The organism is Streptomyces sp. NPDC059994 (genome assembly GCF_042737755.1).
Lineage (GTDB): Bacteria > Actinomycetota > Actinomycetes > Streptomycetales > Streptomycetaceae > Streptomyces.
On sequence record NZ_JBHWUR010000057.1, the window covers coordinates 23,951 to 47,553 of the forward strand.

26 protein-coding genes are annotated in these 23,603 nt (G+C 71.6%); 16 read left to right on the top strand and 10 right to left on the bottom strand.

Annotated elements, in window-relative coordinates:
• Position 1: 1 nt before the first annotated feature.
• From asnB to ACFWA7_RS25215, 5 genes are read right to left on the bottom strand one after another with little or no spacing between them, the layout of a single operon-like run.
• The gene (gene asnB, locus ACFWA7_RS25195) at positions 2-1,870 is read right to left on the bottom strand and encodes an asparagine synthase (glutamine-hydrolyzing) (RefSeq protein ID WP_385825336.1); all 1,869 of its coding nucleotides are present in this window, start codon (positions 1,868-1,870) and stop codon (positions 2-4) included.
• A gap of 28 nt (positions 1,871-1,898) precedes the next feature.
• A complete protein-coding gene (locus tag ACFWA7_RS25200) occupies positions 1,899-3,281 on the bottom strand; it encodes an MFS transporter (protein ID WP_385541070.1) in 1,383 nt (460 codons plus the stop codon).
• Positions 3,278-4,135 (bottom strand): ABC transporter ATP-binding protein, encoded by an 858-nt coding sequence (locus tag ACFWA7_RS25205; RefSeq protein WP_385825357.1) that lies wholly within the window; start codon positions 4,133-4,135, stop codon positions 3,278-3,280. Before ACFWA7_RS25205 ends, ACFWA7_RS25200 begins: the two co-directional genes overlap by 4 nt.
• A gap of 44 nt (positions 4,136-4,179) precedes the next feature.
• Positions 4,180-5,244: a FecCD family ABC transporter permease gene (locus ACFWA7_RS25210; protein WP_385825359.1), complete on the bottom strand. Its 1,065-nt coding sequence runs from the start codon at positions 5,242-5,244 to the stop codon at positions 4,180-4,182.
• Between the two features lie 15 nt (positions 5,245-5,259).
• Entirely contained in the window at positions 5,260-6,342 is a 1,083-nt protein-coding gene (locus ACFWA7_RS25215; RefSeq protein WP_385825338.1) for an ABC transporter substrate-binding protein, read from the bottom strand.
• A gap of 334 nt (positions 6,343-6,676) precedes the next feature.
• Between ACFWA7_RS25215 and ACFWA7_RS25220 the strand changes: the two genes are divergently transcribed.
• The 4 genes from ACFWA7_RS25220 to ACFWA7_RS25235 all read left to right on the top strand — a co-directional run bounded on the left by ACFWA7_RS25220 (position 6,677) and on the right by ACFWA7_RS25235 (position 8,928).
• Positions 6,677-6,913, top strand: a complete 237-nt coding sequence (locus tag ACFWA7_RS25220) for a hypothetical protein (RefSeq protein WP_385825340.1) — start codon at positions 6,677-6,679, stop codon at positions 6,911-6,913.
• Positions 6,914-7,122: 209 nt separating this feature from the next.
• Positions 7,123-7,479: a hypothetical protein gene (locus tag ACFWA7_RS25225; RefSeq protein ID WP_385825342.1), complete on the top strand. Its 357-nt coding sequence runs from the start codon at positions 7,123-7,125 to the stop codon at positions 7,477-7,479.
• The gene (locus ACFWA7_RS25230; RefSeq protein ID WP_385825345.1) at positions 7,476-7,991 is read left to right on the top strand and encodes an NUDIX domain-containing protein; all 516 of its coding nucleotides are present in this window, start codon (positions 7,476-7,478) and stop codon (positions 7,989-7,991) included. Before ACFWA7_RS25225 ends, ACFWA7_RS25230 begins: the two co-directional genes overlap by 4 nt.
• A 418-nt stretch (positions 7,992-8,409) precedes the next feature.
• Positions 8,410-8,928, top strand: a complete 519-nt coding sequence (locus ACFWA7_RS25235; RefSeq protein WP_385825347.1) for an RICIN domain-containing protein — start codon at positions 8,410-8,412, stop codon at positions 8,926-8,928.
• 22 nt (positions 8,929-8,950) lie between these two features.
• On the opposite strand, the gene ACFWA7_RS25240 is transcribed toward ACFWA7_RS25235, so the two are convergent.
• Entirely contained in the window at positions 8,951-9,913 is a 963-nt protein-coding gene (locus ACFWA7_RS25240; protein ID WP_385825349.1) for an alpha/beta fold hydrolase, read from the bottom strand.
• Positions 9,914-10,100: 187 nt separating this feature from the next.
• Here ACFWA7_RS25240 and ACFWA7_RS25245 point away from each other — a divergent pair, with 187 nt between their 5' ends.
• From ACFWA7_RS25245 to ACFWA7_RS25270, 6 genes are all read left to right on the top strand, one after another.
• Positions 10,101-11,246, top strand: a complete 1,146-nt coding sequence (locus tag ACFWA7_RS25245) for a hypothetical protein (protein WP_385825351.1) — start codon at positions 10,101-10,103, stop codon at positions 11,244-11,246.
• A gap of 54 nt (positions 11,247-11,300) precedes the next feature.
• Positions 11,301-12,419, top strand: a complete 1,119-nt coding sequence (locus ACFWA7_RS25250; protein ID WP_385541085.1) for a DUF5937 family protein — start codon at positions 11,301-11,303, stop codon at positions 12,417-12,419.
• A 354-nt stretch (positions 12,420-12,773) separates the two neighbouring features.
• Entirely contained in the window at positions 12,774-12,977 is a 204-nt protein-coding gene (locus tag ACFWA7_RS25255) for a cold-shock protein (RefSeq protein WP_190093980.1), read from the top strand.
• A 253-nt stretch (positions 12,978-13,230) separates the two neighbouring features.
• Entirely contained in the window at positions 13,231-14,703 is a 1,473-nt protein-coding gene (locus ACFWA7_RS25260; protein ID WP_385541087.1) for a DEAD/DEAH box helicase, read from the top strand.
• An 86-nt stretch (positions 14,704-14,789) separates the two neighbouring features.
• Positions 14,790-15,098 (top strand): SCO5918 family protein, encoded by a 309-nt coding sequence (locus ACFWA7_RS25265; RefSeq protein ID WP_385541089.1) that lies wholly within the window; start codon positions 14,790-14,792, stop codon positions 15,096-15,098.
• 136 nt (positions 15,099-15,234) lie between these two features.
• On the top strand, positions 15,235-15,606 hold the full coding sequence (locus ACFWA7_RS25270) for a MerR family transcriptional regulator (RefSeq protein WP_385541090.1): 372 nt from the start codon (positions 15,235-15,237) through the stop codon (positions 15,604-15,606).
• On the opposite strand, the gene ACFWA7_RS25275 is transcribed toward ACFWA7_RS25270, so the two are convergent.
• A complete protein-coding gene (locus tag ACFWA7_RS25275) occupies positions 15,598-16,197 on the bottom strand; it encodes a TetR/AcrR family transcriptional regulator (protein WP_385541092.1) in 600 nt (199 codons plus the stop codon). The two genes, ACFWA7_RS25270 and ACFWA7_RS25275, sit on opposite strands and share 9 nt — an antisense overlap.
• Before the next feature lie 174 nt (positions 16,198-16,371).
• Between ACFWA7_RS25275 and ACFWA7_RS25280 the strand changes: the two genes are divergently transcribed.
• From ACFWA7_RS25280 to ACFWA7_RS25305, 6 genes are all read left to right on the top strand, one after another.
• Complete coding sequence (locus tag ACFWA7_RS25280; protein WP_385541115.1) at positions 16,372-17,106, top strand: SDR family oxidoreductase; 735 nt, start codon at positions 16,372-16,374, stop codon at positions 17,104-17,106.
• A gap of 207 nt (positions 17,107-17,313) precedes the next feature.
• Positions 17,314-17,850, top strand: a complete 537-nt coding sequence (locus tag ACFWA7_RS25285) for a DinB family protein (protein ID WP_385541094.1) — start codon at positions 17,314-17,316, stop codon at positions 17,848-17,850.
• Between the two features lie 227 nt (positions 17,851-18,077).
• Entirely contained in the window at positions 18,078-18,308 is a 231-nt protein-coding gene (locus tag ACFWA7_RS25290) for a hypothetical protein (protein ID WP_385541096.1), read from the top strand.
• Positions 18,308-18,580 carry a hypothetical protein gene (locus ACFWA7_RS25295; RefSeq protein WP_385541098.1) on the top strand — a complete coding sequence of 91 codons (273 nt, stop codon included), beginning with the start codon at positions 18,308-18,310 and terminating at the stop codon, positions 18,578-18,580. The genes ACFWA7_RS25290 and ACFWA7_RS25295 overlap by 1 nt, the downstream gene beginning before the upstream one ends.
• A 419-nt stretch (positions 18,581-18,999) precedes the next feature.
• The gene (locus ACFWA7_RS25300) at positions 19,000-19,206 is read left to right on the top strand and encodes a hypothetical protein (RefSeq protein ID WP_385541100.1); all 207 of its coding nucleotides are present in this window, start codon (positions 19,000-19,002) and stop codon (positions 19,204-19,206) included.
• Positions 19,207-19,260: 54 nt separating this feature from the next.
• Positions 19,261-19,572, top strand: coding sequence for a hypothetical protein (locus ACFWA7_RS25305; protein ID WP_385541102.1), 312 nt, complete (start codon positions 19,261-19,263; stop codon positions 19,570-19,572).
• 120 nt (positions 19,573-19,692) lie between these two features.
• On the opposite strand, the gene ACFWA7_RS25310 is transcribed toward ACFWA7_RS25305, so the two are convergent.
• From ACFWA7_RS25310 to ACFWA7_RS25320, 3 genes are all read right to left on the bottom strand, one after another.
• Positions 19,693-20,154: a hypothetical protein gene (locus tag ACFWA7_RS25310; protein ID WP_385541103.1), complete on the bottom strand. Its 462-nt coding sequence runs from the start codon at positions 20,152-20,154 to the stop codon at positions 19,693-19,695.
• Positions 20,155-20,348: 194 nt separating this feature from the next.
• Positions 20,349-22,169 carry an alpha/beta hydrolase gene (locus ACFWA7_RS25315; RefSeq protein WP_385541105.1) on the bottom strand — a complete coding sequence of 607 codons (1,821 nt, stop codon included), beginning with the start codon at positions 22,167-22,169 and terminating at the stop codon, positions 20,349-20,351.
• Positions 22,170-22,177: 8 nt separating this feature from the next.
• On the bottom strand, positions 22,178-22,615 hold the full coding sequence (locus tag ACFWA7_RS25320; protein ID WP_385825353.1) for a hypothetical protein: 438 nt from the start codon (positions 22,613-22,615) through the stop codon (positions 22,178-22,180).
• Positions 22,616-23,603: the final 988 nt, after the last annotated feature.

A 23,603-nucleotide genomic window follows, 5' to 3' on the forward strand; every position in this document is an offset into this window, starting at 1 on the left:
CTCAGAGGGCGAGTTCGGGCTGGTGGTGCTCCAGCCACAGGGCGAGGTCGACGACGCGTTCGAGGCGGAGGCGGTGGCCCCACTGCAACTGCTCGGGCGGGGTGTCGAGGCACGGTTTGATCCGGGTCTCGTCGGCGAGGTCGCGGACCCGGCCGCCGTACGCGTTCAGCGCGTCGCGGGCCATGTTCTGCAGCCCGCGGTTGTAGTCGGGGTGGTGGGTGGCCGGATAGTGGTTCTTGGGCCGCCACAGCACCGACTCCGGGGCGAGGCCCGCGCCCGCCGCGCGCAGCAGGCTCTTCTCGCGGCCGTCGAAACTCTTCAGCGCCCACGGGGTGGCGAAGGCGTACTCGACGAGGCGGTGGTCGCAGTAGGGCACCCGCACCTCCAGGCCCTGCGCCATGCTGAGCCGGTCCTTGCGGTGCAGGAGCTGGCGAAGCCAGCGGGTCAGCGACAGGTGCTGCATCTCGCGCTGGCGGTGCTCCTCGGGGCTCTCGCCGTCGGCGTGCGGTACGGCCGCCAGCGCGGCGCGATACGTATCGTCGCGGAACTCCCCGATGCGCAGGCCGAGGTCCGGGTTGAGCGGCATCGCGGCCTCGTCGCCGGTGACCAGGAGCCAGGGGAAGGTGTCGGCGGCGAGCGCCTTGGGGTTGTGGAACCAGGGGTAGCCGCCGAACACCTCGTCGGCGGCCTCCCCCGACAGGGCGACGGTGGAGTGGCGGCGTATCTCCCCGAAGAGGAGATACAGCGAGGTGTCCATGTCGCCGACGCCGATGGGCGAGTCGCGGGCGACCACGACCGCCGTGCGGTGCTCGGGGTCGAGCAGGGTGCGCGGGTCGAGGACGACCGTGCTGTGGTCGGTGCCGATGTGGGCGCCCGCCTCGATGGCGTACGGGGTGTCGTGGCCGGTGCGCAGCACATCGCCGGTGAACTGCTCGGCCTGGTCGCTGTAGTCGACGGCATACGAGCGGATACGGGCGTCCGGGCCCTCGCGCAGCCGCAGTTCGTCGGCGAGCAGGGCGGTCAGGACGGTGGAGTCGATGCCGCCGGACAGCAGGCTGCACAGCGGGACGTCGGCCTCCAGCTGGGCGCGCGCGGCCCCGCTCACCAGGTGGTGGACGCGGTCGACGGCGGTGTCCCGGTCGTCGCCGTGCACCCCGGCTTCCAGCTGCCAGTAGCGGCGCTCGCGGATACCGCCCCGGTCGAGGACGAGGAGGCCGCCGGGCTCGACCTCCCGTACGCCCGACCACACCGTGGGGCCGGTGTTGAAGAGCAGGCTGTACGCCTCGCGCAGGCCGTCGGCGTCCACCCGGGGGTGTATCTCCGGGTGGGAGAAGAGCGACTTGGGTTCGGAGGCGAAGGCCAGGCCGCCGTCGACGGCGGCCCAGAACAGGGGTTTGACGCCGAGCCGGTCGCGGACGAGGAGCAGGCGCTGCTCGCGCGCGTCCCAGACGGCGAAGGCGAACATGCCGTCCAGGTGGTCGGCCAGCGACTCGCCCCACTGGGCGTAGGCGCGCAGCACCACCTCGGTGTCGCTGCGGGTGTGGAAGGTGTGCCCCAACTGACTTAGTCGCGCGCGCAGTTGGTGGTGGTTGTAGACCTCGCCGCTGTAGGAGAGGACGGCGGTGGGGGCGTCGGGCCGGTCGGGCATCGGCTGGACGCCGCCCGCCAGGTCGATGACGGACAGACGCCGGTGGCCGATCGCGGCGTGCTCGTCGAGCCAGACGCCGCCCGCGTCGGGGCCGCGCGGGGTGAGCGCCGCGGTCATGGCCTCGATGACGCGGGCCCGGTCGCGGGCGTCGCGGGTGTCGCGAGCGTCTCGGGAATCTCGGGCGTCAGGACGGAAGGACACCCAGCCGGTGATTCCGCACATGGGGCAAGCTCCAGGGTCAGGGTCAGGGTCAGGGTTGGGGTTGGGCGGCGGGCACCGGGTCGGTGCTCTGCGCCTTCAGGGGGAGCCGGACGGGCACGGCCAGCAGGGGCACGGCGAGGCAGGCGGCGACGGCGGCGAGCGCGAGCCCGGCCCGCACGCCCTCGCCGTCCCCGGCAAGCCCCCACGCGGCGGTGGCCAGGGCCGGGCCGAGGGTGAAGCCGAGGCTGCGGGCGAGCTGCACGGCCGAGCCGACGGTGGCGGCCCGCTCGGGCACGGCGGCGCCCATGACCAGCGCCTGCGTGGGACCGCCGTTCAGGCCCATGCCGAGGCCCGCGAGCGCGAGGCGCCAGGCCACGTCCGGCGCGGACCAGTTGTCGCCCAGCGGGACGAGCAGCAGCAGACCGGCGGCGGTGAGCAGGGCGCCCGCGGTGGCGACGGGCCGGGCGCCGTACTTGTCGGCGAGGCGTCCGCCGAGCGGTCCGGCGAGGCCCATGCCCAGCGGGAAGGCGAGCACGGTGAGCCCGGTGGAGGTGGCGCTGAAGCCGTCGTCGCGCTGGAGGTGCAGGGCGACCACGTAGTGCATGGCGGCGAATCCGGCCGCGAGGGCCAGGACCGCGCCGTGCGCCCGGTACAGCCCCGAGGCCCGCAGCGCGCCGGTCACCGGCCGCCCGCCGGGCCCGCGCAGCCACCACCACAGGGGCGGTACGGCGGCGAGCGCGCCCGCCAGCCACCACGAGCCGTGCGAGGCGGCCAGGGTCAGGGTGAGCAGGAGGACGGTGACTCCCGTGCCGACGAGCAGCGCGTCGGCGGCCGAGCGCCGGTCGGGCCGGTGCAGACGCCCGTCCTTCGGCATCGCCTTGTACGCGACGGCCAGCGCCAGTACGCAGACGGGGATCTTGACGAGGAACACCGCCCGCCAGCCCAGATGGTCCAGGAGCAGCCCGCCGAGCGCGGGCCCGGTCACCGCGCCGAGCGGGCCCAGCGTCGCGGGCACGCTCATCGCCCGCGCGCGCAGCTCGGGCCGTACCGACCGCATCGCGAGCACGGGCATCAGTACGAACAGCACCGCCCCGAACGCCCCCTGCCCGACCCGGGCGGCGATCAGCCAGGCCGCCCACGGCGAGAGTGCGGCGAGCGCGCTGCACACCGCGAACCCGGAGGTCGCGGTCAGCAGGGCGGGGCGCGGTCCGACACTGTCGAGCCAGCGGCCGACGGGCAACAGCAGGGCGACGACGGGGAGTTGGTAGCCGAGAACCGCCCACTGGGCGGTGGCGGCGGACACGTCGAGGCCACTGGAGATGTCCGCGAGGGCCACGTTGACGATGTTCATGTCGAGCATCGCGACGAAGGAGAGCAGGCCGGCGACGGCGACGAGGGACCAGCGGTCCTGGGTATCGGGTGTGCTGCTCATACCGTCACCTCCACCTCTACGTCCGCGTCCACGTCCGCGTCCACGTCCGCGTCTACGTCCGCGTCCACGTCCACGTCCACGTCCGCCGGGGTCCGGTGGTCGAAGGCGATCAGCGGGTCGCCGGTCAGCGGATGGTCCACCACGGCCGCGCGCACCCCGAACACCTCGGCCATCAGCGCGGGCGTCAGCACCTCGCGGGGCGCGCCGGAGGCGACGACGCGCCCCGCGTGCAGCACGTGCAGCCGGTCGCAGACCGAGGCGGCGGCGTTGAGGTCGTGGAGCGAGACGAGGGTGGTACGCCCCTGGGCCCGCAGCAACGCGAGGAGCTCGACCTGGTGGCGTACGTCGAGGTGGTTGGTCGGCTCGTCCAGGACCAGGACGTCCGGCTGCTGGGCGAAGGCGCGGGCAAGCAGCACGCGCTGGCGCTCGCCGCCGGACAGCTCGGTGAAGCGGCGGCCCGCGTGGCCGTCCATGCCGACGTCGGCGAGGGCGCGCGCGACGATGTCCGCGTCGGTGGTGTCCTCTGCGGCGAAGGCCCGCTTGTACGGGGTGCGTCCCATGGCGACGACCTCGCGCACGCTCAGCTCGAAGTCGCCGCCGCGCTCCTGCGGCAGCGCGGCGATGTGCCGGGCCGCCTGCACGGGGCTCAGCTCGCGCAGATCGGTGCCGGACAGGAGCACCCGCCCGGCGGACGGCTTCAGATGCCGGTAGACGGTCCGCAGCAGCGTCGACTTGCCGCTGCCGTTCGGCCCGACCAGGCCGGTGATCTCGCCCTCGGCGGCGAGCAGATGCGCGCCGGAGACGACGGTACGGCCGCCATAGGCGACGTGCAGATCCTCGATGTCGATCCTCAGCTGAGGCTCCCCACCCGTACCCGTACCCGTACTCGTACCCGTACTCAACTCTCACTCCCCAGCCGCCGGTCCAGCAGATACAGCAGCGCCGGAGCGCCGATCAGTGAGGTGACGACGCCGACGGGCAGCTCCTGCGCGTCCATGGCCGTACGGCACACGGTGTCCACGACCACCAGGAGCAGCGCGCCGAGCAGCGCCGACAGCGGCAGCAGCCGCCGGTGGTCGCCGCCGACGAGCAGTCGGCACACGTGCGGGACCATCAGCCCGACGAAGGCGATGGCCCCCGAGACGGCCACCAGGACGCCGGTCAGCACACTGGTGACCAGGAACAGTTCGCGTCGCAGCCGTACGACGTCGATGCCGAGCCCGGCCGCCGTCTCGTCGCCCATCAGCAGCGCGTTCAGGCCCCGGGCGCGGGCCTGGAGCACCAGCAGCGCGAGGGGAACGGCGATCGCGGGCACGGCGAGCAGCGGCCAGGTCGCCCCGCTCAGACTCCCCATGAGCCAGAACAGCACGCTGCGGGTCTGCTGTTCGTCCCCGGCTTGCAGCACGAGGTAGCTGGTGAAGCCGGACAGGAACTGCCCGATGGCCACCCCGGCCAGGACGAGCCTGAGCGGCGCGAACCCGCCGCCGCGCCGGGCCACGGCCCACACCAGCGCGAACGTCACGAGCGCGCCCGCGAACGCCGCGCCCGAAAGCCCGAGCCCGAGCGCCCCGCCCGCCCCCGCCCCCAGCACGATGGCGGCGACCGCGCCGAGCGAGGCGCCGTTGGAGATGCCGAGGAGGTACGGGTCGGCGAGCGGATTGCGTACGAGGGCCTGGACCGCCGTACCGACGACGCCGAGCCCCGCGCCGACGAACGCGGCGAGCAGCGCGCGCGGCACCCGCAGCTGCCACACGATCAGGTCGTCGGTGCCCGGCCGGGGCGCGTCGCCGGACAGCCTGCGCCACACCACGCCCCACACCTCGCCGGGCGGGATGGAGGTCGAGCCCCAGGACACGGCGGCGGTGAGGGCCGCGAGGAGGGCGAGGGAGAGGACGGCGGCGAGGGCGGGGGCGGAGAGTGTACGGGTGCGCGAGTGCGGGGGGTCGTTCTTACGCGCGGACACCAGGGAGACCACGACTCAGCCGACCTTGCCGGGATGGAGCGTCTTGGCGATCTCCCGGACGGTGTCGGCGTTGCTGACACCCGCGATGGTGGTCCGCTCGGAGCCGATGCGTACGAAGTGGCCTTCCTTGACGGCCTTCAGGCCCTTGGTGGCGGCGTTGTCCTGGAGCCACTTCTGCGCCTCGTCGAACGCCGCCTTGTTGGCGGACTCGCTGCCCCGGTCGCGTACGCCGAGCTGGATCCAGTCCGGGTTCTTGGCGATGACGTCTTCCCAGCCGACCTGCTTGAAGTCGCCGTCGCAGTCGGCGAAGGCGTTGCGGGCGCCCGCGAGGGTGATCACCGCGTGGGCGACCTGCCGGTTGCAGACGACGGAGGGCTGCTTGGTGCCGGCGTCGTAGTCGAAGAAGAAGTAGGTGGGCCGAGAGCCCTGCGGGGTTGATCCCACGACAGACTGCACGGCATCGACGGTCTTCTTCATCCCCGAGACGAGCTCCTTCGCCTTGGCGGACGTACCCGTGACGGCGCCGAGGGAGGTGATGTCGTCCTCGACGGCGGAGAGGTCGGTCACCGGGCTCTTGCGGTTGGACGCGCAGGCGGTGGACTTCAGATAGATGTGCTTGATCCCGGCGGCCTTGTACTCGGCGTCGGTGGGGGTATCTCCCATGCCCCCACCCATGCCGCCCATCGAGGCGAAGGTGTCGATGTACAGATCGGCGCCGGACCCGAGGAGCTTCTCCTTCGGGATGACCATCTTGCCGAGGACCTTGACCTTCTGCGCCTGCGCGTCGAGCTCGGCGGGCAGGGTGCCCTTGCCGGGCGGGAAGCCGGTGCCGGTCACCTTGTCCCCGGCGCCGAGGCGGAGCAGCAGCTCAAGTCCCGCCGCGTTACTGGTGACGATCTTCTTCGGGGCGGCGGCGAAGGTGGTCTTGGCGCCCATGCAGTCGGTGACGCCGACGGGGTAACCGGAGCCGGAGACGGAGGCCCCGGCGGCGGCCGCCTTGTCCTTGTCGGCGCCCTTGTCCCCGTCCCCGTCGCCGCACCCCGCCGCGAGGAGGCCGAGCACCACGGCCGTCGTAGGCCACCACACGCGAGAACGCATCGAAACTCTCCAGGTCCACTTGGTACGCGGGCGGACCTCTGCCGCCCGGTTCCAGTAGTCGGCGCGGAGTGCGGTTGAGTTCCTGGGACTTGTGATCTTGGGTGGGGAGTGGGGGCCTCACTGTTCAGGTTGACCGTTCCGTATACGGGGAGGGCGCTACGCTGCCGCGCATGGCTGACGCTTTCGTCACCGGTGGCGAGCACCCGTCATGTGGCATCTGCCCCTCACGTCGCTACCCGCTCGGCGAGTTCGACGTGATCGAGCGCCCTGCGCGGAGGCGCCGTTCAGTCCCGTCGATGGCCACCGGTACACAGCGGTCGGCGTCCCGGTGTGCGTGCACCCGCACAAGGTGGGGCTGCCGCCGGGCCGGTACAAGACCGACGGCACCCCGTTCACGGTGGAGCTGACGCTGCCGGACAGCCCAGCTGCCCTCGATGCGTACCTGTACGAGGTGATGCACAGCGCAGCGCCCGGCGTGCTGGAACTGCTCATCGAGCAAGCGGCCGAGGAGATTCCCCGGGTGTTCCCGCAGGTGGACGTGGTCCAGGCGCTGCGCCGTGCGCTCAGCTGACCGGCGGTGGCGAAGCCGGGTGTGAAGCGGCGGCCCCCGTCGAGGATTCCGCGGCCTCCTCGCCGCCCTCGGTCATCAAGGGGCACCCCGCGGCGGAGTCGCCGCCGATGTGATAGGCCCTGGACCAGCGAGGGCAGGACGCCTCGGGGCCAGTTGCCGAGCCAGAATGCGGAGTTGGACGGGGTCCGTTGATCTTGCGTGGAGCCGTCGTGCGGGGAGAGTTCGGTGGGAGCGATGTAGCCCTCCCCCGGGTCCAGGCGGAGCCGGAAGCAGAGGACGAGGTGTCCGTCGTCGACGTAGTGGCGCAAGTCGTCTGTGTGCGGGTATCGCAGGTCGAAGTCGTCGGGGTGGAGGGCTTTGCAGATGGTGCGGATGTCCAGGTCGCCGAGGAGCAGGTAGCGGGTGCCGGGGCCGAGGTCGAGGCAGAGCCGCCGGCGGCCGGTGTGCTTCGTCGGGTATGGCAGCTTGTCCCAGTTGTCGACGTGCAGGCCGCCGACGTACGACGGGCCGGAATGCTGTTGCTCGCCGACATCGTCCCGACGCCCAGGGAAGGCACCGCACGATGAGGCCCACCCCCGCCGACCCCGAAGCCTGGAATGCCTACCTCGCCGAAGGCAACGCCACCCAGGCCCGCAAACGCGTCGCCGCCGACGTCATCCTTCGTAACGCCGATGGCGACATCCTCCTGGTCAAGCCCACCTGCAAACCCGGCTGGGACCTCCCCGGCGGCATGGCCGAAGACAACGAAGCCCCCGACGACGCGGCCCGCCGCGAACTCAGGGAGGAACTCGGCCTCGACCTTCCCCTCCAGGGGCTGCTCGTCGTCGACCGGGTACCGCCCCACGGCCCCTGGGACGACCAGATCGCGTTCATCTTCGACGGCGGAACCCTCGACCACGACCAGGTCGCCGCCGTAAACCCCCAGGACGAGGAACTGTCCGAGCTGGCCTTCGTACACCCGTGCCGGGCCGGCGTTTGGCTTCGGGACAGGCTGAGCCGCAGGTTCGATGCCGCCATTGCTGCCATCGTCACAGGACGACCGCGGTTTCTGCGGGACGGCCAGCCGACCATGCCTTGAGTTCGGCAGGGAAGCGCCGCCGGAACCTGGATCAGGTAGCAAGTCTGGGTGCAGCCGAACAGGCCGGTACATGCCCTGAATGCGTGAGCGGACGCTCAACGCCGACACCTGGCGCAAGACTGGCCGGACCTTCCGAGCCCTCGGACGACCCCTCTGTCCGACTCTCCTTCAACGGGCCCCTGAAGGCGTCGAGACGAACGACCCGGCTGGTCCGGCGAGGGGCGGCCGAGGCCTGGCCTCCACGCGAGCCCCTCGACGCACCGCCGCAGGGCCAGTACCAACCGCGTGCCCGCGACCGCGTTGGAGCGCTGTTAGCAGCCTGTTGGAGGCGGCTGTGACGATTCCCCCGGGTCGCAGACGACCCGCATCCCACCCACTCGACAACGGGGGACCCATGAAATTGCTCAAGACAGCCCTGATGACGGCATCAGCCCTCGCCATGGCCGCCGGGATGACGCTGTCGTCCTCGGCGACGGCCTCGGCCTCGCCGACGAACGAGTTCGTCAACGAGAACGGGAACCACTGCCTGGCCATCGACATGGCCAAGGAGTACCAGAACCTCGCGATCATGTGGACCTGCAACCACAACCCCGACCAGCAGTGGTACCGCGCCGACTACAAGGGCAGCGACAGCGGCGGGGACTACTACGAGATCAAGAACGGCTACGGCCAGTGTCTCGGTACGTGGGAGGGCGCGACCGGGAACGGCACGAGCGTCGTCGGCTGGGACTGCAACGGGAACCCGGACCAGCTGTGGTACTTCGACACCATCTCCAGCGACCCGCGGTACTCCGCGATCCGCAACCACGCCGCCCGGGCCAACGGCGACGGCAACAAGTGCCTCGCTCAGTACAAGGGTGGCAGCGGCGATGATGCGCCGGTCGTCATCTGGGACTGCAACGGCCACAGCGACCAGCACTGGATGCGCGTCGGCTGACGCCACCGCGCGTGTCCCCCGCTCACCCACCCTCGGCGGCGCGGCCGCCGGGACGGGTGAGCGGGCGGCCCGATGGCGCGCCGCCCCTTTCCCACACCCCGGCCAGCGCCCCGCGCAGCACCCCCGCGAACTCCTCCGGCCACCTCACGTAGCCGACATGCCCGCCGGGGAACTCCAGGAGCCGCCGCCCGAGCCGTTCGGCCAGGACCTCCGCCGGGCGGTGCACGGTCTGGGTGCGGGAGTCGCGGCCCCCGGCGACGGCGATACGGCCCGCCAGCGGGGCGAGGGCGGCGACGTCGGGGAGGAAGCGGGTCGACGGGCGCAGCATGTGGGCCAGGAATAACGCCGTGTTGTCGTGCGCCTCCGGCAGCTCCGGGGCCGGGCGGCCGCCGAAGAGCGCGCTGAACTCGGCCATGGCCGCCGCGGTGCCTTCCCGGCGGAACGTCCCGTACACGCCGTCGATGAACGCGAGCCGCTCCGCCGCGTCCGGCAGCAGCCCGAACGCGGGCGGCTCGTGCACCACCAGCGCGGCGATCCGCTCCGGGTGGCGCCGGGCGAGTTCGAGCGCGGTCAGCCCGCCCGAGCAGCTGCCGAACACCCGCACCGGCCCGCCGCCCGGCGACAGCCGTTCAAGCAGGCGGTACGCGTCGTCGGCGTGCACCTCGATGCGCTGGTCGACGGGCGGGCCGTCGAGCGTACTGCGGGAGTTGCCCCTCGGGTCGACGGTCACCACGCGGTGGTCCGCCGCGAGCACGGCGCCGAGCCGTTCGAAGACGGCGGCGTCGGAGTTGCCGCCGCCGAGGAGCAGCAACAGGGGCCCGGCGCCGCGTACTTCGTAGTGCAGGGTCGCCCCCGGCACGGCGAGCGCGCCGACCTCGGGCCGGGTCCAGGGCTCGGTTTCCGTCCCCGTCCCCGCCCCCGTCCCCGCCCCCATCCCCGTCTCCGTTTCGGATTCCGTCTCCGTCTCCGTCTCCAGCGGGTCCATAGCGCTTGCGCTCCAAGGGGGAAGTGGCAGACGGCATGGACGGGTTGCGTGCTGCGCAAGTGCTGCGCGATACGCCCCTGCGTCACGGAACGTGACTCATCGTAGCGATCCGAGGTATCGTCCGCCAGGGCGCCCCGCGCCGCACCCCACCGGCTCCGCCCCCCAACTCCCCTCCGGAGCAGCCGACATGGCCGACCGCCTCCCCGCCCCCGGCCCCCGTCTGCTGCTCAACGCCCAGGCCTTCGGCTTCGGCCCGGCCGCGGCGGCCGCCGTTCTCGCCGAGGAGCTGGCCCTGCTCGGCTGCGTACCCGACTACGTCGGCGAGGGGCACACCCTCGACCTCCAGCGCACCCCGCCCTACCGCGCGATCCACGACTGGACGGACCTGTCCGAGGGCGAACGGCTGGCCCGATTACGTCAACGGGCGCCCCACTACGACCTGTTCGTCACCGCGATGGACTTCCCCGCCGCCGCCCTCGCCCGCCGCGCCGGACTCGACGTGGCCGTCTACGACGCGCTCACCTGGTTCTGGCCCGAGATCCCCGCCGTGGCCCACGACACCGGGCTGTACCTCGCCCAGGACTTCTTCGGCGTACGTGAGAGGCTCGCGGCGGATCCCGCGCTGCGCTCGCGCGCCCTCGTCGTCCCGCCGCTCATCCCGCCACGCCGCGCCTGGCGCCCCGGGCGGCACGTCCTGGTCAACCTCGGGGGACTGCACAACCCCTACTGGCAGACGTCCGACGCCGTCGCGTACGCGCGCCTGATGCTGGAGGCCGTCCGGGCCGCGCAACCGGTCGCGCGGCCCGTCGTCGCCACCGCGAGCCGCCGCGTCGCCGCCGAGCTGGCCGATCCGGCCGTGGGCACGTACGACCACGCCGACGTGCTCGACCTCATGGGCAGCGCCGCGTACGCCTGTATGACCCCGGGCCTGGGCCACATCTACGACGCCGCCGCCACCGGCGTCCCCACGCTGTGGCTGCCCTCCGTCAACGAGACCCACCCCGCCCAGGCCCGCCAACTCGCCGCCCACGGCTACTGCGACGCCCACCTGGACTGGGCGGACCTCGGCCAGGCCATCGACAGCGCCGCACCCACCCCGGACTTCCTGGCCGCCGTCGGCGCCGCCGTCCGCCGGACCTCGGCCACCCCCGCCCTGCGCGAACTGCTCACCGCCCGTATCGCCAAGTCCACCGCCGGCCTCGGCCCCGCCCCGGGCCGTGCCCGGGCGCTCACCGACCGCTTCGGTCACGGCGGCACCCGGCGGGCGGCGGCCGCCCTCGTACGCCACGCGGCGGCCCGCGGCCCCCGCGGTCGGGGGCGGACGGACGATTGACGAGAACCGTCAAATTACGCTCCCCACCTGCGCAGAGTCCGGCACCATAACCCCATGAGCGTGATCATCGACATCGCCGGACTGCCGCCCGAGCGCCTCGTGTTCAGCCCCGCGCCGCTGGCCGAGCTGTGCGCCGCGCTGCACGCCCTGGCCGAGCCGGGGCACCACCCGGGGCTTCACGGGTGGACGACCGCGACGAACGCCGCCCTCAAGCCCGACCTCGCGGACCGGTTGTGCGAGGCGAACTTCCTGTGGACGTCCTCGTTCTCCGACATCTCGCTGCCGTTCGCCGCGCTGCCCGACTCGCACGGCCGCCCGGGCGCCACCCTCGCCGAGGACCTGGACATGCTCGACCGGCTCGACGACGACGTGTTCGTCGACGCCGCCCTGGAGATCTCCTGCACCAGCAACTACGGCCGCGGCGGCCCCTCCCCGCTCGGCGACGCCAAGGCCCGCGCCCACGCCCTGGAACGCGCCGCCGCCCGGGGACCCCGGCAACTCGACTTCGCCACCCGCCTCCTGGAGGACCCGCCCGCCCTGCGGGCCTGGACGCGCCGCCTCTTCGAGGACTGCGCCGAGGCGTTCTTCGACGACGTCTGGCAGCGCGTACGCGTCGAGCTCGCCGCCGACGCCCGGCACAAGACGCAGGTGCTGCGCCACAAGGGCCTGGCCGAGGCGCTGGCCGAGGTCTCGCCCGCCCTCACGCTGGCGGACGACGGGTCCCGTATCAGCGTGGACAAACTGAGCAGCGGCCGTACGCAGGCGCTCGACCCGGCCGTGGGACCCGGCGTCACCTTCGTCCCGTCCTCGCTGGGCTGGCCCCACCTGTGGGTGCTGCACGCGCCGCGCTGGCGCCCGGTGATCCACTACCCGGCCGCCGCGCCCCACGTGCCAGGACCCGGCTCCCTGGACCTGCTGGAGCTGCGCATGGAGGCCCTGGCCCACCCGATGCGCATCCGGATGTGCCGCTACCTGGCCCGCTCCGCGTACACCACGACCGAGCTCGCGGCCGCCCACGACATCAGCGCGCCCGAGGTCTCCCGGCACATCGCGGCCCTGAAGAAGGCCGGCCTGATCACGACCCGCCGGCGCGGCCGTTACGTACACCACCAGCTGGACCTGACCGTGGTCGCCCGCCTCGGCAGCGACTTCCTGGAGGGTGTGCTGCGCTGACCGCACCGGGGCGGGGCTGTCGGGGCCGTGGGCGGCGAAAAACCTCGTTCGGCGAGTGAATAAAAATCTGTTCCCGCCGTAGAAGAATTTGGCGAGAAGCGCGCTCAGAATTTCTTGTGCGACGGGCGGAAGCGAATTATTCAGCCGTGCGGGTCCCGGTATGCCGTGCTACTGTCGATCTCAGTTGCAGTTGTGGTTCCCGAAAACTTCAAGTGCCCTCGCCGCCGTCCTGCACTCCAGGGCAAGGTGGGAGCATTTTTGTATGTCCCGGTTTTTCTCCGGGCGGGGTAATCATCGCAGTGACGCGGAGTCCGCACAGTGCGGGTTCCGGGAAATGCCCCGAAGGAGATTGACATGGCTGCTGGCACCGTGAAGTGGTTCAACGCGGAAAAGGGCTTCGGCTTCATCGAGCAGGAGGGTGGCGGCCCGGACGTGTTCGCCCACTACTCCAACATCGCCGCCCAGGGCTTCCGTGAGCTTCAGGAAGGCCAGAAGGTGACGTTCGACATCGCGCAGGGCCAGAAGGGCCCGACGGCCGAGAACATCGTTCCCGCCTGATCTTGACGCAGACGCACACGCGTCCGTCGTAGCTGGGGCCCGCACCTTGGGGTGCGGGCCCCAGCTCGTTTTGTCTCCGGGCCCCGGTCCGGCCCGTATTTCAGCGCCGCGCCGCGAGAAACGCCTCCCGGCCCGGTCCGCTCCCGCGCATCACGCATCTGATTGGCTCGTTCTTGCGATTCCCCGTGCCACCCGTGTTCCCCGGGAATTCCTTGATACGTGCCGAAGCAAGCAGCATCAAGGAAGGTTCCTCTTGAACCGCAGCACACGCACGAACGACCGTTTCACCCGCGCACGCACCGGTACGCACTCCCCGACGCGCAGCGGCCCGCGCTCCGGCTACGGCCGCCGCCCCTCCGCCCCGCAGGGCGAGTTCGCGCCCCCGGTGACGCTCACCCCCGCACTCCCGGCCGTCGAGGCCTTCGCCGACCTGGCCCTGCCCCGCCCGCTCCTGGCGGCGCTCGGCTCCCAGGGCGTCACCGTGCCGTTCCCGATCCAGGCGGCCACGCTGCCGAACTCGCTCGCGGGCCGTGACGTACTCGGCCGGGGCCGCACCGGCTCGGGCAAGACCCTCGCCTTCGGCCTCGCGCTGCTGGCCCGTACGGCAGGACAGCGCGCCGAGCCCCGCCAGCCGCTGGCGCTGGTGCTCGTCCCGACCCGCGAGCTCGCGCAGCAGGTCACCGACGCGCTCACCCCGTACGCCCGGTCGCTGAAGCTGCGCCTGGCCACGGTCGTCGGCGGGATGTCGATCGGCAAGCAGGCCGGGGCGCTGCGCTCGGGCGCCGAGGTCGTCGTGGCGACGCCCGGACGTCTCAAGGACCTCATCGAGCGCGGCGACTGCCGGCTGAACCAGGTCGGCATCACCGTCCTGGACGAGGCCGACCAGATGGCCGACATGGGCTTCATGCCCCAGGTGACCGCGCTCCTGGACCAGGTGCGCCCCGAGGGCCAGCGGATGCTGTTCTCGGCCACCCTGGACCGCAACGTGGACCTGCTGGTCCGCCGCTACCTCACGGACCCGGTGGTCCACTCCGTCGACCCGTCGGCGGGTGCGGTCACCACGATGGAGCACCACGTGCTCCACGTCCACGGCGCCGACAAGCACCAGGCGACCACCGAGATCGCCGCCCGCGACGGCCGGGTGCTGATGTTCCTGGACACCAAGCACGCCGTCGACCGGCTGACCGAGCACCTGCTCAGCAGCGGCGTACGGGCGGCCGCGCTGCACGGCGGCAAGTCCCAGCCCCAGCGCACCCGGACCCTGGCCCGGTTCAAGACCGGCCATGTGACGGTGCTGGTGGCCACCAACGTCGCGGCCCGCGGCATCCACGTCGACGACCTCGACCTGGTCGTCAACGTCGACCCGCCCTCCGACCACAAGGACTACCTGCACCGCGGCGGCCGCACCGCCCGCGCAGGTGCCTCCGGCAGCGTCGTGACCCTGGTGACCCCCAACCAGCGCCGCGACATGAGCCGCCTGATGGTGACGGCCGGGATCGTTCCCCAGACCACCCAGGTGCGCTCCGGGGACGCGGAGCTGACCCGCATCACCGGCGCCCAGGCCCCCTCGGGCATCCCGGTCACGATCACCGCCCCGGTGGCGGAGCGCCCGCGCCGCAGCGCGACGGCCTCGTCCCGCGGCCGCCGAGGCCGTACGGGCCAGGAGCGCGGCGTACGCGGTACGGGGGCGGGGCAGCGCAGGCCCGGCGCGGAGGCGGCGGCCTAAACGGAGGCAGGGGCCGAGCCGGAAACGGCCCGGGCCCGAACGAGCTCCTTCTCCCCACTCCTCTCCTTTTCCTTTCTGGAGGCACCATGCGTTGCGTCATCGCCCGTTTCCCGTTCGACCTCACCAAGAGCGGGGTGGAGGCCTCGATGAAGGGCGTCAAGCCCCAGCCCGTCGAAGGCGAGTCCGTGCTCATCGGCCGCCGCCGCTACCCCGTCAAGCAGGTCGGCGAGGTCGTCACGCGCCAGGACCGCCGCGACTTCACCGCCCAGGAGGTCACCCGCGCCATGACCCTCCTCGGTTTCACGTGCCGCGCTCTCCCCGAGGCGATGCCCGCCCGCGAGCTGACGCCGCTCCAGACGGCGTCGGCGCTGCTGGGCGCGTCCACCCCCGCGTAACGCACCGAGATACGCATAAGGGCCCTGCCGACGCGCGTCGGCAGGGCCCTTATGCGTGTCCCGGTGTGACAGTGGGCCCGGCCGATGCTGTTGAATTCACCGAGCCCACAGCTACATGCCGCACGACGAGGTGACAGTGACAGCAGAAAATCCGCTCGGCGACCGTCTGGACGACGACGACTACCCGGCCTACACCATGGGCCGGGCCGCCGAAATGCTCGGCACCACCCCCGCCTTCCTGCGGGCCCTGGGGGAGGCGCGCCTGATCACCCCCCTCCGCTCGGAGGGCGGCCACCGCCGCTACTCCCGCTACCAGCTCCGCATCGCCGCCCGCGCCCGCGAACTCGTCGACCAGGGCACCCCCGTCGAGGCCGCCTGCCGCATCGTCATCCTGGAAGACCAGCTGGAGGAGGCGCAGCGGATCAACGCGGGGTACCGGCGCGCGGCGGCCGAGAGGGACGACGGGCCGAGCGACGGGCCGTCCGACGGGACGACCGGCTCACCCTGACGGGGGCGGAAAGCGGGTCAGGCCGTCCAGGGTGAGGTCCAGGAGCCGTTCGGCCTGCTCGCGCTGGTCCGGGGCCGCAGAGGTGAGGGCGATCCCGGCGAGCGCGGCGAACATGTCGCCGGGCCGGATGTCGGAGCGGAAGGCGCCGGCTGCGGTACCCGCCTCCATGAGCGTGGTGAGGGCGTCCTGGATCATGTCGCGGCTGCGCCCGTACGGGTCGCTTCCCGAGGCGACGACGGCGCGCAGGGCGTCGGCCATGCCGAGCTTGGCGGTGGCGTAGTCGACGAAGCGGCCCATCCACGTACGCAGTGCCTCGCGCGGGGGCGCGGCCGCCAGCAGTTCGGGGACGGCGTCGCACAGCCGGGCCACCTCGTTGCGGTACGCCGCCTCGATCAGGGCTTCCCGGGTCGGGAAGTTGCGGTACAGCGTGCCGGTGCCCACGCCCGCCTCTTTCGCGATGCGCTCGAAGTGGGCGTTCAGCCCCTCCTCGGTGAACACGCGCACGGCGGCGGCCAGGATCCTGTCCCGGTTGCGCTGCGCGTCGGCCCGCAGGGGGCGCTGCGGGGCCTGCGTATCCCGTTCCGGTGTCATGGGCGGCTCGGTCTCCTGGATTCTGTCGCTTGCTAAGTGGAGGCGCCTCCACTTACGGTGATGCCAGGCCGGGTAACCGGCGGTGCCTCCGTTTCTACGGTATGCCACGCGCCGCCGTCCTCTCCCCCCGCCCTGGAAGGATCACCCGTGTCGCAGATCGAGGGCATAGACGGCATCGAGGGGATCGCGGGCAAGGTCGTCGCGATCACCGGTGCCAGCAGCGGGATCGGCGAGGCCACGGCCCTGCTGCTCGCCGAGCGCGGCGCGAAGGTCGTCCTCGGCGCCCGCCGCCCGGACCGCCTGGAGGCGCTGGCCGCCCGTATCGAGAAGGCCGGCGGCCAGGCCGTCTGGGCCCGTACGGACGTGAAGCGCCGCGCGGACCTGACCGCCCTGGTCGACCTGGCCCGCACCCGTTACGGCAGGCTCGACGTCCTCGTCAGCAACGCCGGGGTCGGCCTGATCTCGCCCATCGACGACCTGCGCGTCGAGGACTGGGAAGAGATGATCGACGTCAACTTCAAGGGCGTCCTGTACGGGATCGCGGCAGCCCTGCCCGTCTTCCGCCGCCAGGGCTTCGGACACTTCGTCAACACCGTCTCCACGGCCGGGCTCCGGGTCGTACCGCTGCAAGGGGTGTACGCCGCGACCAAGAACGCCGTACGCACCCTCTCCGAGGGCCTGCGCCAGGAAGCGGGCGCCACCGTGCGTGTGACCGTGGTGTCCCCGGGGGTGACGCGTACGGAGTTCACGGACCCCATGGCGCCGGAGATGAAGGCCCGGATCCTCGACAGCATGGGCGAGATCGCGATCCCGCCGGAGGCCATCGCGCGGGCCATCGCGTTCGCGGTCGAGCAGCCGGCGAGTGTGGACGTGGGCGACATGGTCGTACGCCCCACGGCGCAGGCCTAGCGGCCCCTGCCCCTGCCCCTGCCGCTGCCCCTGCCCCTGCCCCTGGCAAATGTCCTGCGGTTCTCGGGACAGCGATCCCGCTGCTGCGCGAGTTCACTTTCCGCTCTGCATGGAGGACACGATCTGACCTAGATACTGCGTAACTTGGGTGTCGTCGGAAGGCAGGGAGGCGCAGGGCCTCCCGGACCGGATCAGAGGGCGGACATCATGGTCACTCACGTACCCGCAGAGGCACACGGCGACGAGCGCGGCGCGCTCCTGGCGTTCATCGAGGCCCAGCGCGGCGGGCTGCGGCGTGCGCTGCTCGGCCTCACCGAGGAGCAGGCCGCCGGCCGCCCCAGCGCCAGCGAGCTCTCGTTGTCCGGGCTGCTCAAGCACGTGGCGGAGTGCGAGCTGAGCTGGCTGCGGCTGGCCCAGCAGCGGCCGAACGAGAAGCAGCGCGAGGAGTCGACGTGGCACGAGAGCTTTGTGCTGGTCGGCGACGAGACGGTGCCGCAGACGCTGGCGTTCTGGGACGCGGTCGCCAAGGAGACCGAGGAGTTCGTCCACTCCGTGCCGTCCCTGAACGACACCTTCCCGCTGCCGGACGCGCCGTGGTTCCCCAAGGAGGGCCGGGTCTCGATGCGCTGGATGCTGCTGCACCTGATCGAGGAGATCGGCCGGCACAGCGGGCACGCGGACATCATCCGCGAGTCCCTCGACGGCAAGACGGCCTTCGAACTGGTGGCGCTCGCGAACGCGTAAGCCGGGAGTAGGGGGGCGCTTTCCGGCCATGTGCCATGCTGGCGTGTCCGTCGCTGTGACCGGGGAGGCGCAGGGCGTCAGTTCACAGCGGCGATCGCGTGGGAGGGAACACCGTCGGGGAGTTGGGCGGCGGCGGGGTCGGGTCTGGTTCGTCCGCATGGGGTCCGGTGGGCCGGTCCCGGCGATACCGTGAAGGGGTACGCCGAATGACTGCCCAGGAGCCCCCGATGAGCGAACAGTCGGCCCCCGCCGCCGCGCGGCAGCAGCTGGAGCCCGCGGCCGCCGACGCGGTCCGCGCCTACGCTGCCAGGACCCGTGAGAACGCCGACCGGCTCGCCGGCGTCCTGGAGGACATCGCCACCCACGGCCTGCCGTCGGCGGAGGAGTGCACCCCCTGGGAGGAACTGCGCGAGCAGCACCTCGACCGCCTCGTCGCCCAGCGCCCGGCCGTCGCCTGATGGCATCCGGCCACGCCCCCCGGCGCGCCCGGGTCGCGTTCAGCGACTCCGCGGCCAAGCAGCTCGAAGAGCTCACCACCGAGCGTGAGATCCACGCCCTGGACCGCGCCTTGGTCGCCCTCTCCGTCAACCCCGAGAGCGGCGACCCGATCCCCGGCAACGCCTCCCGGCCCGAGCTGCGCCAGTACGCGGACGAGATCGAAGCGGTTCGGATCCTGTACTACCTGACCGCGCTGCGCACCGTGGTGGTCGTCGCGTACATCGAGGTGTAGCCGCGGGGGCAATGCCTGGTGCGGCCCCGGACGCGGGGTGCGGTGATTCAGGATGCTCGGTCGCTCTCGGTCGCTCTCGGTCGCTCCAACGGGGCCCCGCTCGGGGCGTTTCGTATCCGGGCGCGATGCCGACCGGTCGGCGGTCGAACGCAGGACGCACCCATCACGCCGTGATAACCGCCCTGTTGAACGAGGGAGCGTTTCGACGTGGCGCTGGACCGGCTGGAGGCGCGCCGGTCCGACGACGCCCCGTTGATCACCGGGCCGCGCGGGCCGGGGACGCCAAGTGCCTGCACACTGTTCCGCCCGTCGCGGTGAGAGCCGAGCATGTTCCTGGGCAAGGATCTTGCGTAGGGTTGGGCTTCTTGATCGGGGACCGGGGGGACGGGGGAGCGATGGGCGCGTTGGCGGGTTTGTTCGTGGGACTGGGCGTCGTTGTCGTGGGGCTGGTGGTCATGGTGGCCCGGCGGGGGCGCAGTGGCCCGGCCGAGTACGCGGAGGGTTTGCTGATCGAGCGGCAGGCGCGCCTGGAGGCCACCCGGGTACGCAGTGAGGTGAGGTCGCTGCACGCCCACGCGGGGATGACGGGGAGCTTCACCGCGAGCCGTCTTACGCGCCGCCGCTGACGGCGCGCGCCCGTCGTCGTACCACCCGACGCCGCCATCCCCCGAGGAGAAGTCATGCCGTCCGAAAAGACATCCGTACTCGTTCTTCGGGACGGTCCCGACATCCTCCAGGCCGTACGAGCAGCCCTGTCCGAGGCGGCACCCGGCGAGCAAGCCGGGCTGGAACGGGCTGTCGCACTCGTCGAGGCGCACTGCGGGCGAACCGATGACGACCTTCTCGGCCAATGGGTCCGAGACATTCTGGCCGACGCCGGCCTCGATTCCCGAAGCGGTCACGTTGCCCGAGTGAAAGCCCTCCGCAAGGCCGTACCCGACCTCACCCTGCTCGCGGCCCACCGCATGGTCACGAACGCGACCGAGGGCTAGCGCCGCTGTCCGCCGGCCCGGCCCGGCCCGGAGGCACCATTGCGATCGGCGGCCGGGCGGCCGGCCCCCCGGCCCGGCGCGTAGCCCGTGGCGCCGCCGGGCCTCCCAGGGAAGCCGCTGCTAGGAGTGGTTGATCGTCTGGCCGTCGGGGGCCCGGTAGCAGCCCGAGGTGACGTCGATGCCGATGCTGGGGGTGGCGTTCTTGTTGTACGCAACGATCCAGACGCTCATCTTCTTGGCGTCGTTGTCGGCGACGAGATTGAGGTTCTTGTTCGGGCTGTTGTCGCGGTACTCATCCTTGAGCACCCAACCGCCCGTGCTGAGCTTCTCCTTGAGGTGCCGCATGGCGACGTCGTTGTCGGCACCGGACGTCGGCGCGAAGTTCCACGGGTGATAGACCTGGAAGTACTTCTCCGGGTCCCTGCCCGGGCATGCCTTCACACCGGGCCCGGGCTCCGAGGCTTTGCCGGGTACCCCGGTGAATTCGTAGATCTGGCTGGAGACCGCTTTCACGGCGGCGACCGCGTCATCGGTGCTGGCTGTGCCCGCGAGGGGAATCTTCGAGGTGTCGTCGTCGCTCATGCCACATCCACTCAGAAGAAGGCCGGTCAGTACGAGGGGAAACAGGGCGCTGCCCGGGCGGCGCCGACGAGCGGCGGGGAGCGGTGCGCGGAGCATGCGGGTCCTTGGTGGTGGGGTCGGGAGGGTCGCTGACGGTTCGGTGGGTGCGAGTGCTGGTGCTGGTGCTGGTGCCGGTGCGGCCTGGACGAGGCGCGTCACCGGGGAGCGGTGACGTTGCCGTACTGGCCTACCACGACCTGCGCCTGGTTCTTCAGGGCTGTCGTGTCTCTGTTCCAGTACTCACTGTGGCCGTGCGATCCCGCCGTCGCCGAGGGGCCGCTGCCCTCGGGACGCGTGTTCATCTGGTTCGCGCCGAAGGCCTCGTCGCTGGGGATGAGGAACACGCCGCCGCCCATCTTCCACTGGCTGCCGCCGTGGCCCCAGCGGCCGATGTCCGGGACCTTGTCGCCGTCCGCTTCCTCGTTCCACACGTGCCCCTTCGGGACGTCCATCTCGCCGGCCGAGCCGACCTTGACCCCCGGGCTCCCCGCGAAGATCACGTCATCCGCGTTGAGGTCGCCCGTCTCGGCCGCCGCCCCGATCAGGGTGGTGCCGTAGGAGTGCCCGATGGCCGTGCGGTGCGGCTCACCGGAACCACTGTACGAAGCGTCGAGACCGTCCATGAACTTCCGGTAGGCGGGCGCACCGTCATAGGCGTAGTGCTCGAACGGGGCGTCTTTGACGATGTCCTGAGGGGCGTCGTAACCGAGCCAGGCGATGGTCGATACGTCGGCGCCCGGCGCCGCCTGCTGGGTCTGGCGCCACAGCTCGGTCGTCCGGTCGATGCTGCCCCCGAAGCCGCTCAGGTTCGACGTGGTGCCGGGCACGTACACGGCCTGGTGCTGAGCGGTGTCCGGGTTGCCGTTGGCCAGGATGGCCCGGCCGTGGCCCTCGGGGCTGAAGCCGAGCAGATACGCCTCGGGCAGCCCGTCCTTGCTGGTCTGGTCGAACCGGGTCTGGATGGCGCTCATGCCCTTGAGGGACGACTCCAGGTGCCGGTACCGGTCCCCGTACTTCTTGTCCCACTCCATCCACTCGTCGGTGTGCACCTTGGAGGGGAACGTACCGGCGGTTATCCACGTCCATTCGTTGGCGGGCGGCTTGGGGATGCCGTTCAGCTCCGTCCGGTACTGGCCCCGCCGTTCGTCGAGGACCATGCGGTTGGCCTCGTCCCGGGCCGTGGCCGGGAGGCCGTCGAGGCCACCGACCGTATCGGGACGCAGCGCGGTCCAGGCGGCCTGCTGGTCGGGGTCCAGGCCCTTCCACCAGTCCGCGTTGGCCTTCGGGCTGCCGTCCTTCGGGGGCTGCGGCAGGGAGTCCAGGTAGTGCCGGGCCGCCCCGCGCACACCCTCCGTGTCCTTCGCGACGTCCGCCCAGTCCCCGTCGGAGACGACCAGGTCGTCGTCCGCCTTGAGCTTGCGCAGTTGCGGCGCCCACTTCTGGTCCGCGTCCGTGGCCTCCTTGAGGGCCTCCGCGATGCGGTTGGCGATGCCCTGGGCGATCGCGTAGTTCGGATTCGGGTTGAAGCGGGCCGCCTGTTCCTGAAGCCCCTGGGCGCCCTTGTCCGAGACGTAACTCGCGCTACCGGGTCCCGGCGGGGAACCGCCCGGGTTCTCACCAGCCGCCGGATACGCCACCGCGCCGTCCGCGCCCACCGTGAACTTGTGCTCGGCCGCCTCCGACAGCGCCCGCTTCAGCTTGTCCTGCGCCGGTCGCAGGTCCGCGGCGAACGCCTTCAGGGCCGTCGCGATCAGGCCGCACTCGACCTGGACGTAATGGAAGTCCTTGGTCACCTCCCGCAGTTGGCCGACCGCGGCGTCGGCCGTCTCTCCCTTGAGCACCTTCTGCATCTGCACGGTGATCCGCTGCTCCAGCGCGTCCTTCGCCGAGCTCGCCATGTCGCTGGACGAGCGGTATCCGGCCGCGGCTTCCTCGAACTCGTGCAGCTTGAGCGTCTTCAGCGCCTCGATGTCCATGGCTCAGGTCACTTTCCCTCGCCACCGACGGCCGGGGTGTCCTGGTACTGCTTCCCCAGCTCCACGAAGAGTCCCCTGATGTTGTCGTCGGTCAGGAGCAGGTCGTTGCCCGCCCGCTCCAGGTTGCCCTGGAGTGCGGTGCACCGTCCGGACAGCTTGTCCAGGTACGTCTTCCAGCTCTGGTAGACCTCGGACTGCGCCGCCGCGCTCTCCACTCCGCCGCCGGTGCCCAGCCCCTGCTGGCCCGTCTCAAGGGCGGTCAGCGCCTTCTTGACGTCGCCGCCCAGTCCGCCGACGGCACTGCCCGCCGCCGTCCAGGCGGCTTTGCTGGACTGCACGTCTCCCTTGCCGCCGCCACCGCTGTCGCCCGTGCCGGCCAGCCGCATCCCGCCCCCGCCCGCGGGACCACCCTTGAGCTGAGCCCACTCCTCAGCGAACGAACCCACCCGTTCCCCCTTTGGTCCCACCTGTTTCGTACGTCACTCCGGTCTTCCGCCGCCGCCAGGCTACAAGGAGGGGAACGGGGGCTTGTGAGTACGCGTACTCAGATCACGCGTTCCACGGGCCGCGCGGGTGCGGTACGCCGCCCGGGTGCGGTATAGTGGATCTTGAGCTTGCGGTCGCGATCAGCGGTTGCGGGCCCGGCGTTGGTGGTCCAAGGAAAGGCGCCCCACTTCCTGTGGGGAGATGTAGGTGCAAGGCCTGCCCAGCGCTCGATGAACAAGGGCCCCGGTCTCCGTATGGAGGCCGGGGCCCTTGTCTGTGCCGGCCGTTGGGTCATTGAGGGGCAGCCGCGAGCCGGAACCCCCGAGCCGGAACCCCCGAGCCGGAACCCCCGAGCCGGAACCCCCGAGCCGGAGCCCTGACTACGGTGCAGTCGTGATCGCCGGCGTTCCGGCGGTCGAAACGCCGATGAGGTGACCTCGCAGACGGGGTGCATGCACGCTCGCGGCGCGCGTGCGGTCGGCGGGCTGGTCGCTCGCTGCCCACGGCTGGTGAGCAGGAGGAGTGGCGAGGTCGACGCCGCGCGCCGGTCAAAGTCCCTTCCCCGAGCGGTTGTTGGCCGTCATCCGCCTGACAGTGCAACGGCGAGCCACGTACGATGTTCCCTCCCGTAGGCGACCGATAGCGGAGACGACCGATGGCCAGTACCGTCCTCGGCCCTGCTGGACCTGCCCACGCCTTGCAGGGAGGTGCATCGAGCCGCATGCCGCCGCCATATCTGTCCTCAGCGCCACCGCAGGCTCAAGCGACTCACCGTCCCGACCGATACCCAACGGTTTGGTCCGCGTTGGTCGAGGAATTCAGGGAACCGCGTATTGATGCGCTCTCGGCCCACTGAGCGTTTTCAGTGTGCCCACTGATCGGGTGATGCAGGCGGTCGCGCAACGCACAGGGCTCCCGCGCCGTTGAGGGAGGCGTTCGAAGTCTCAA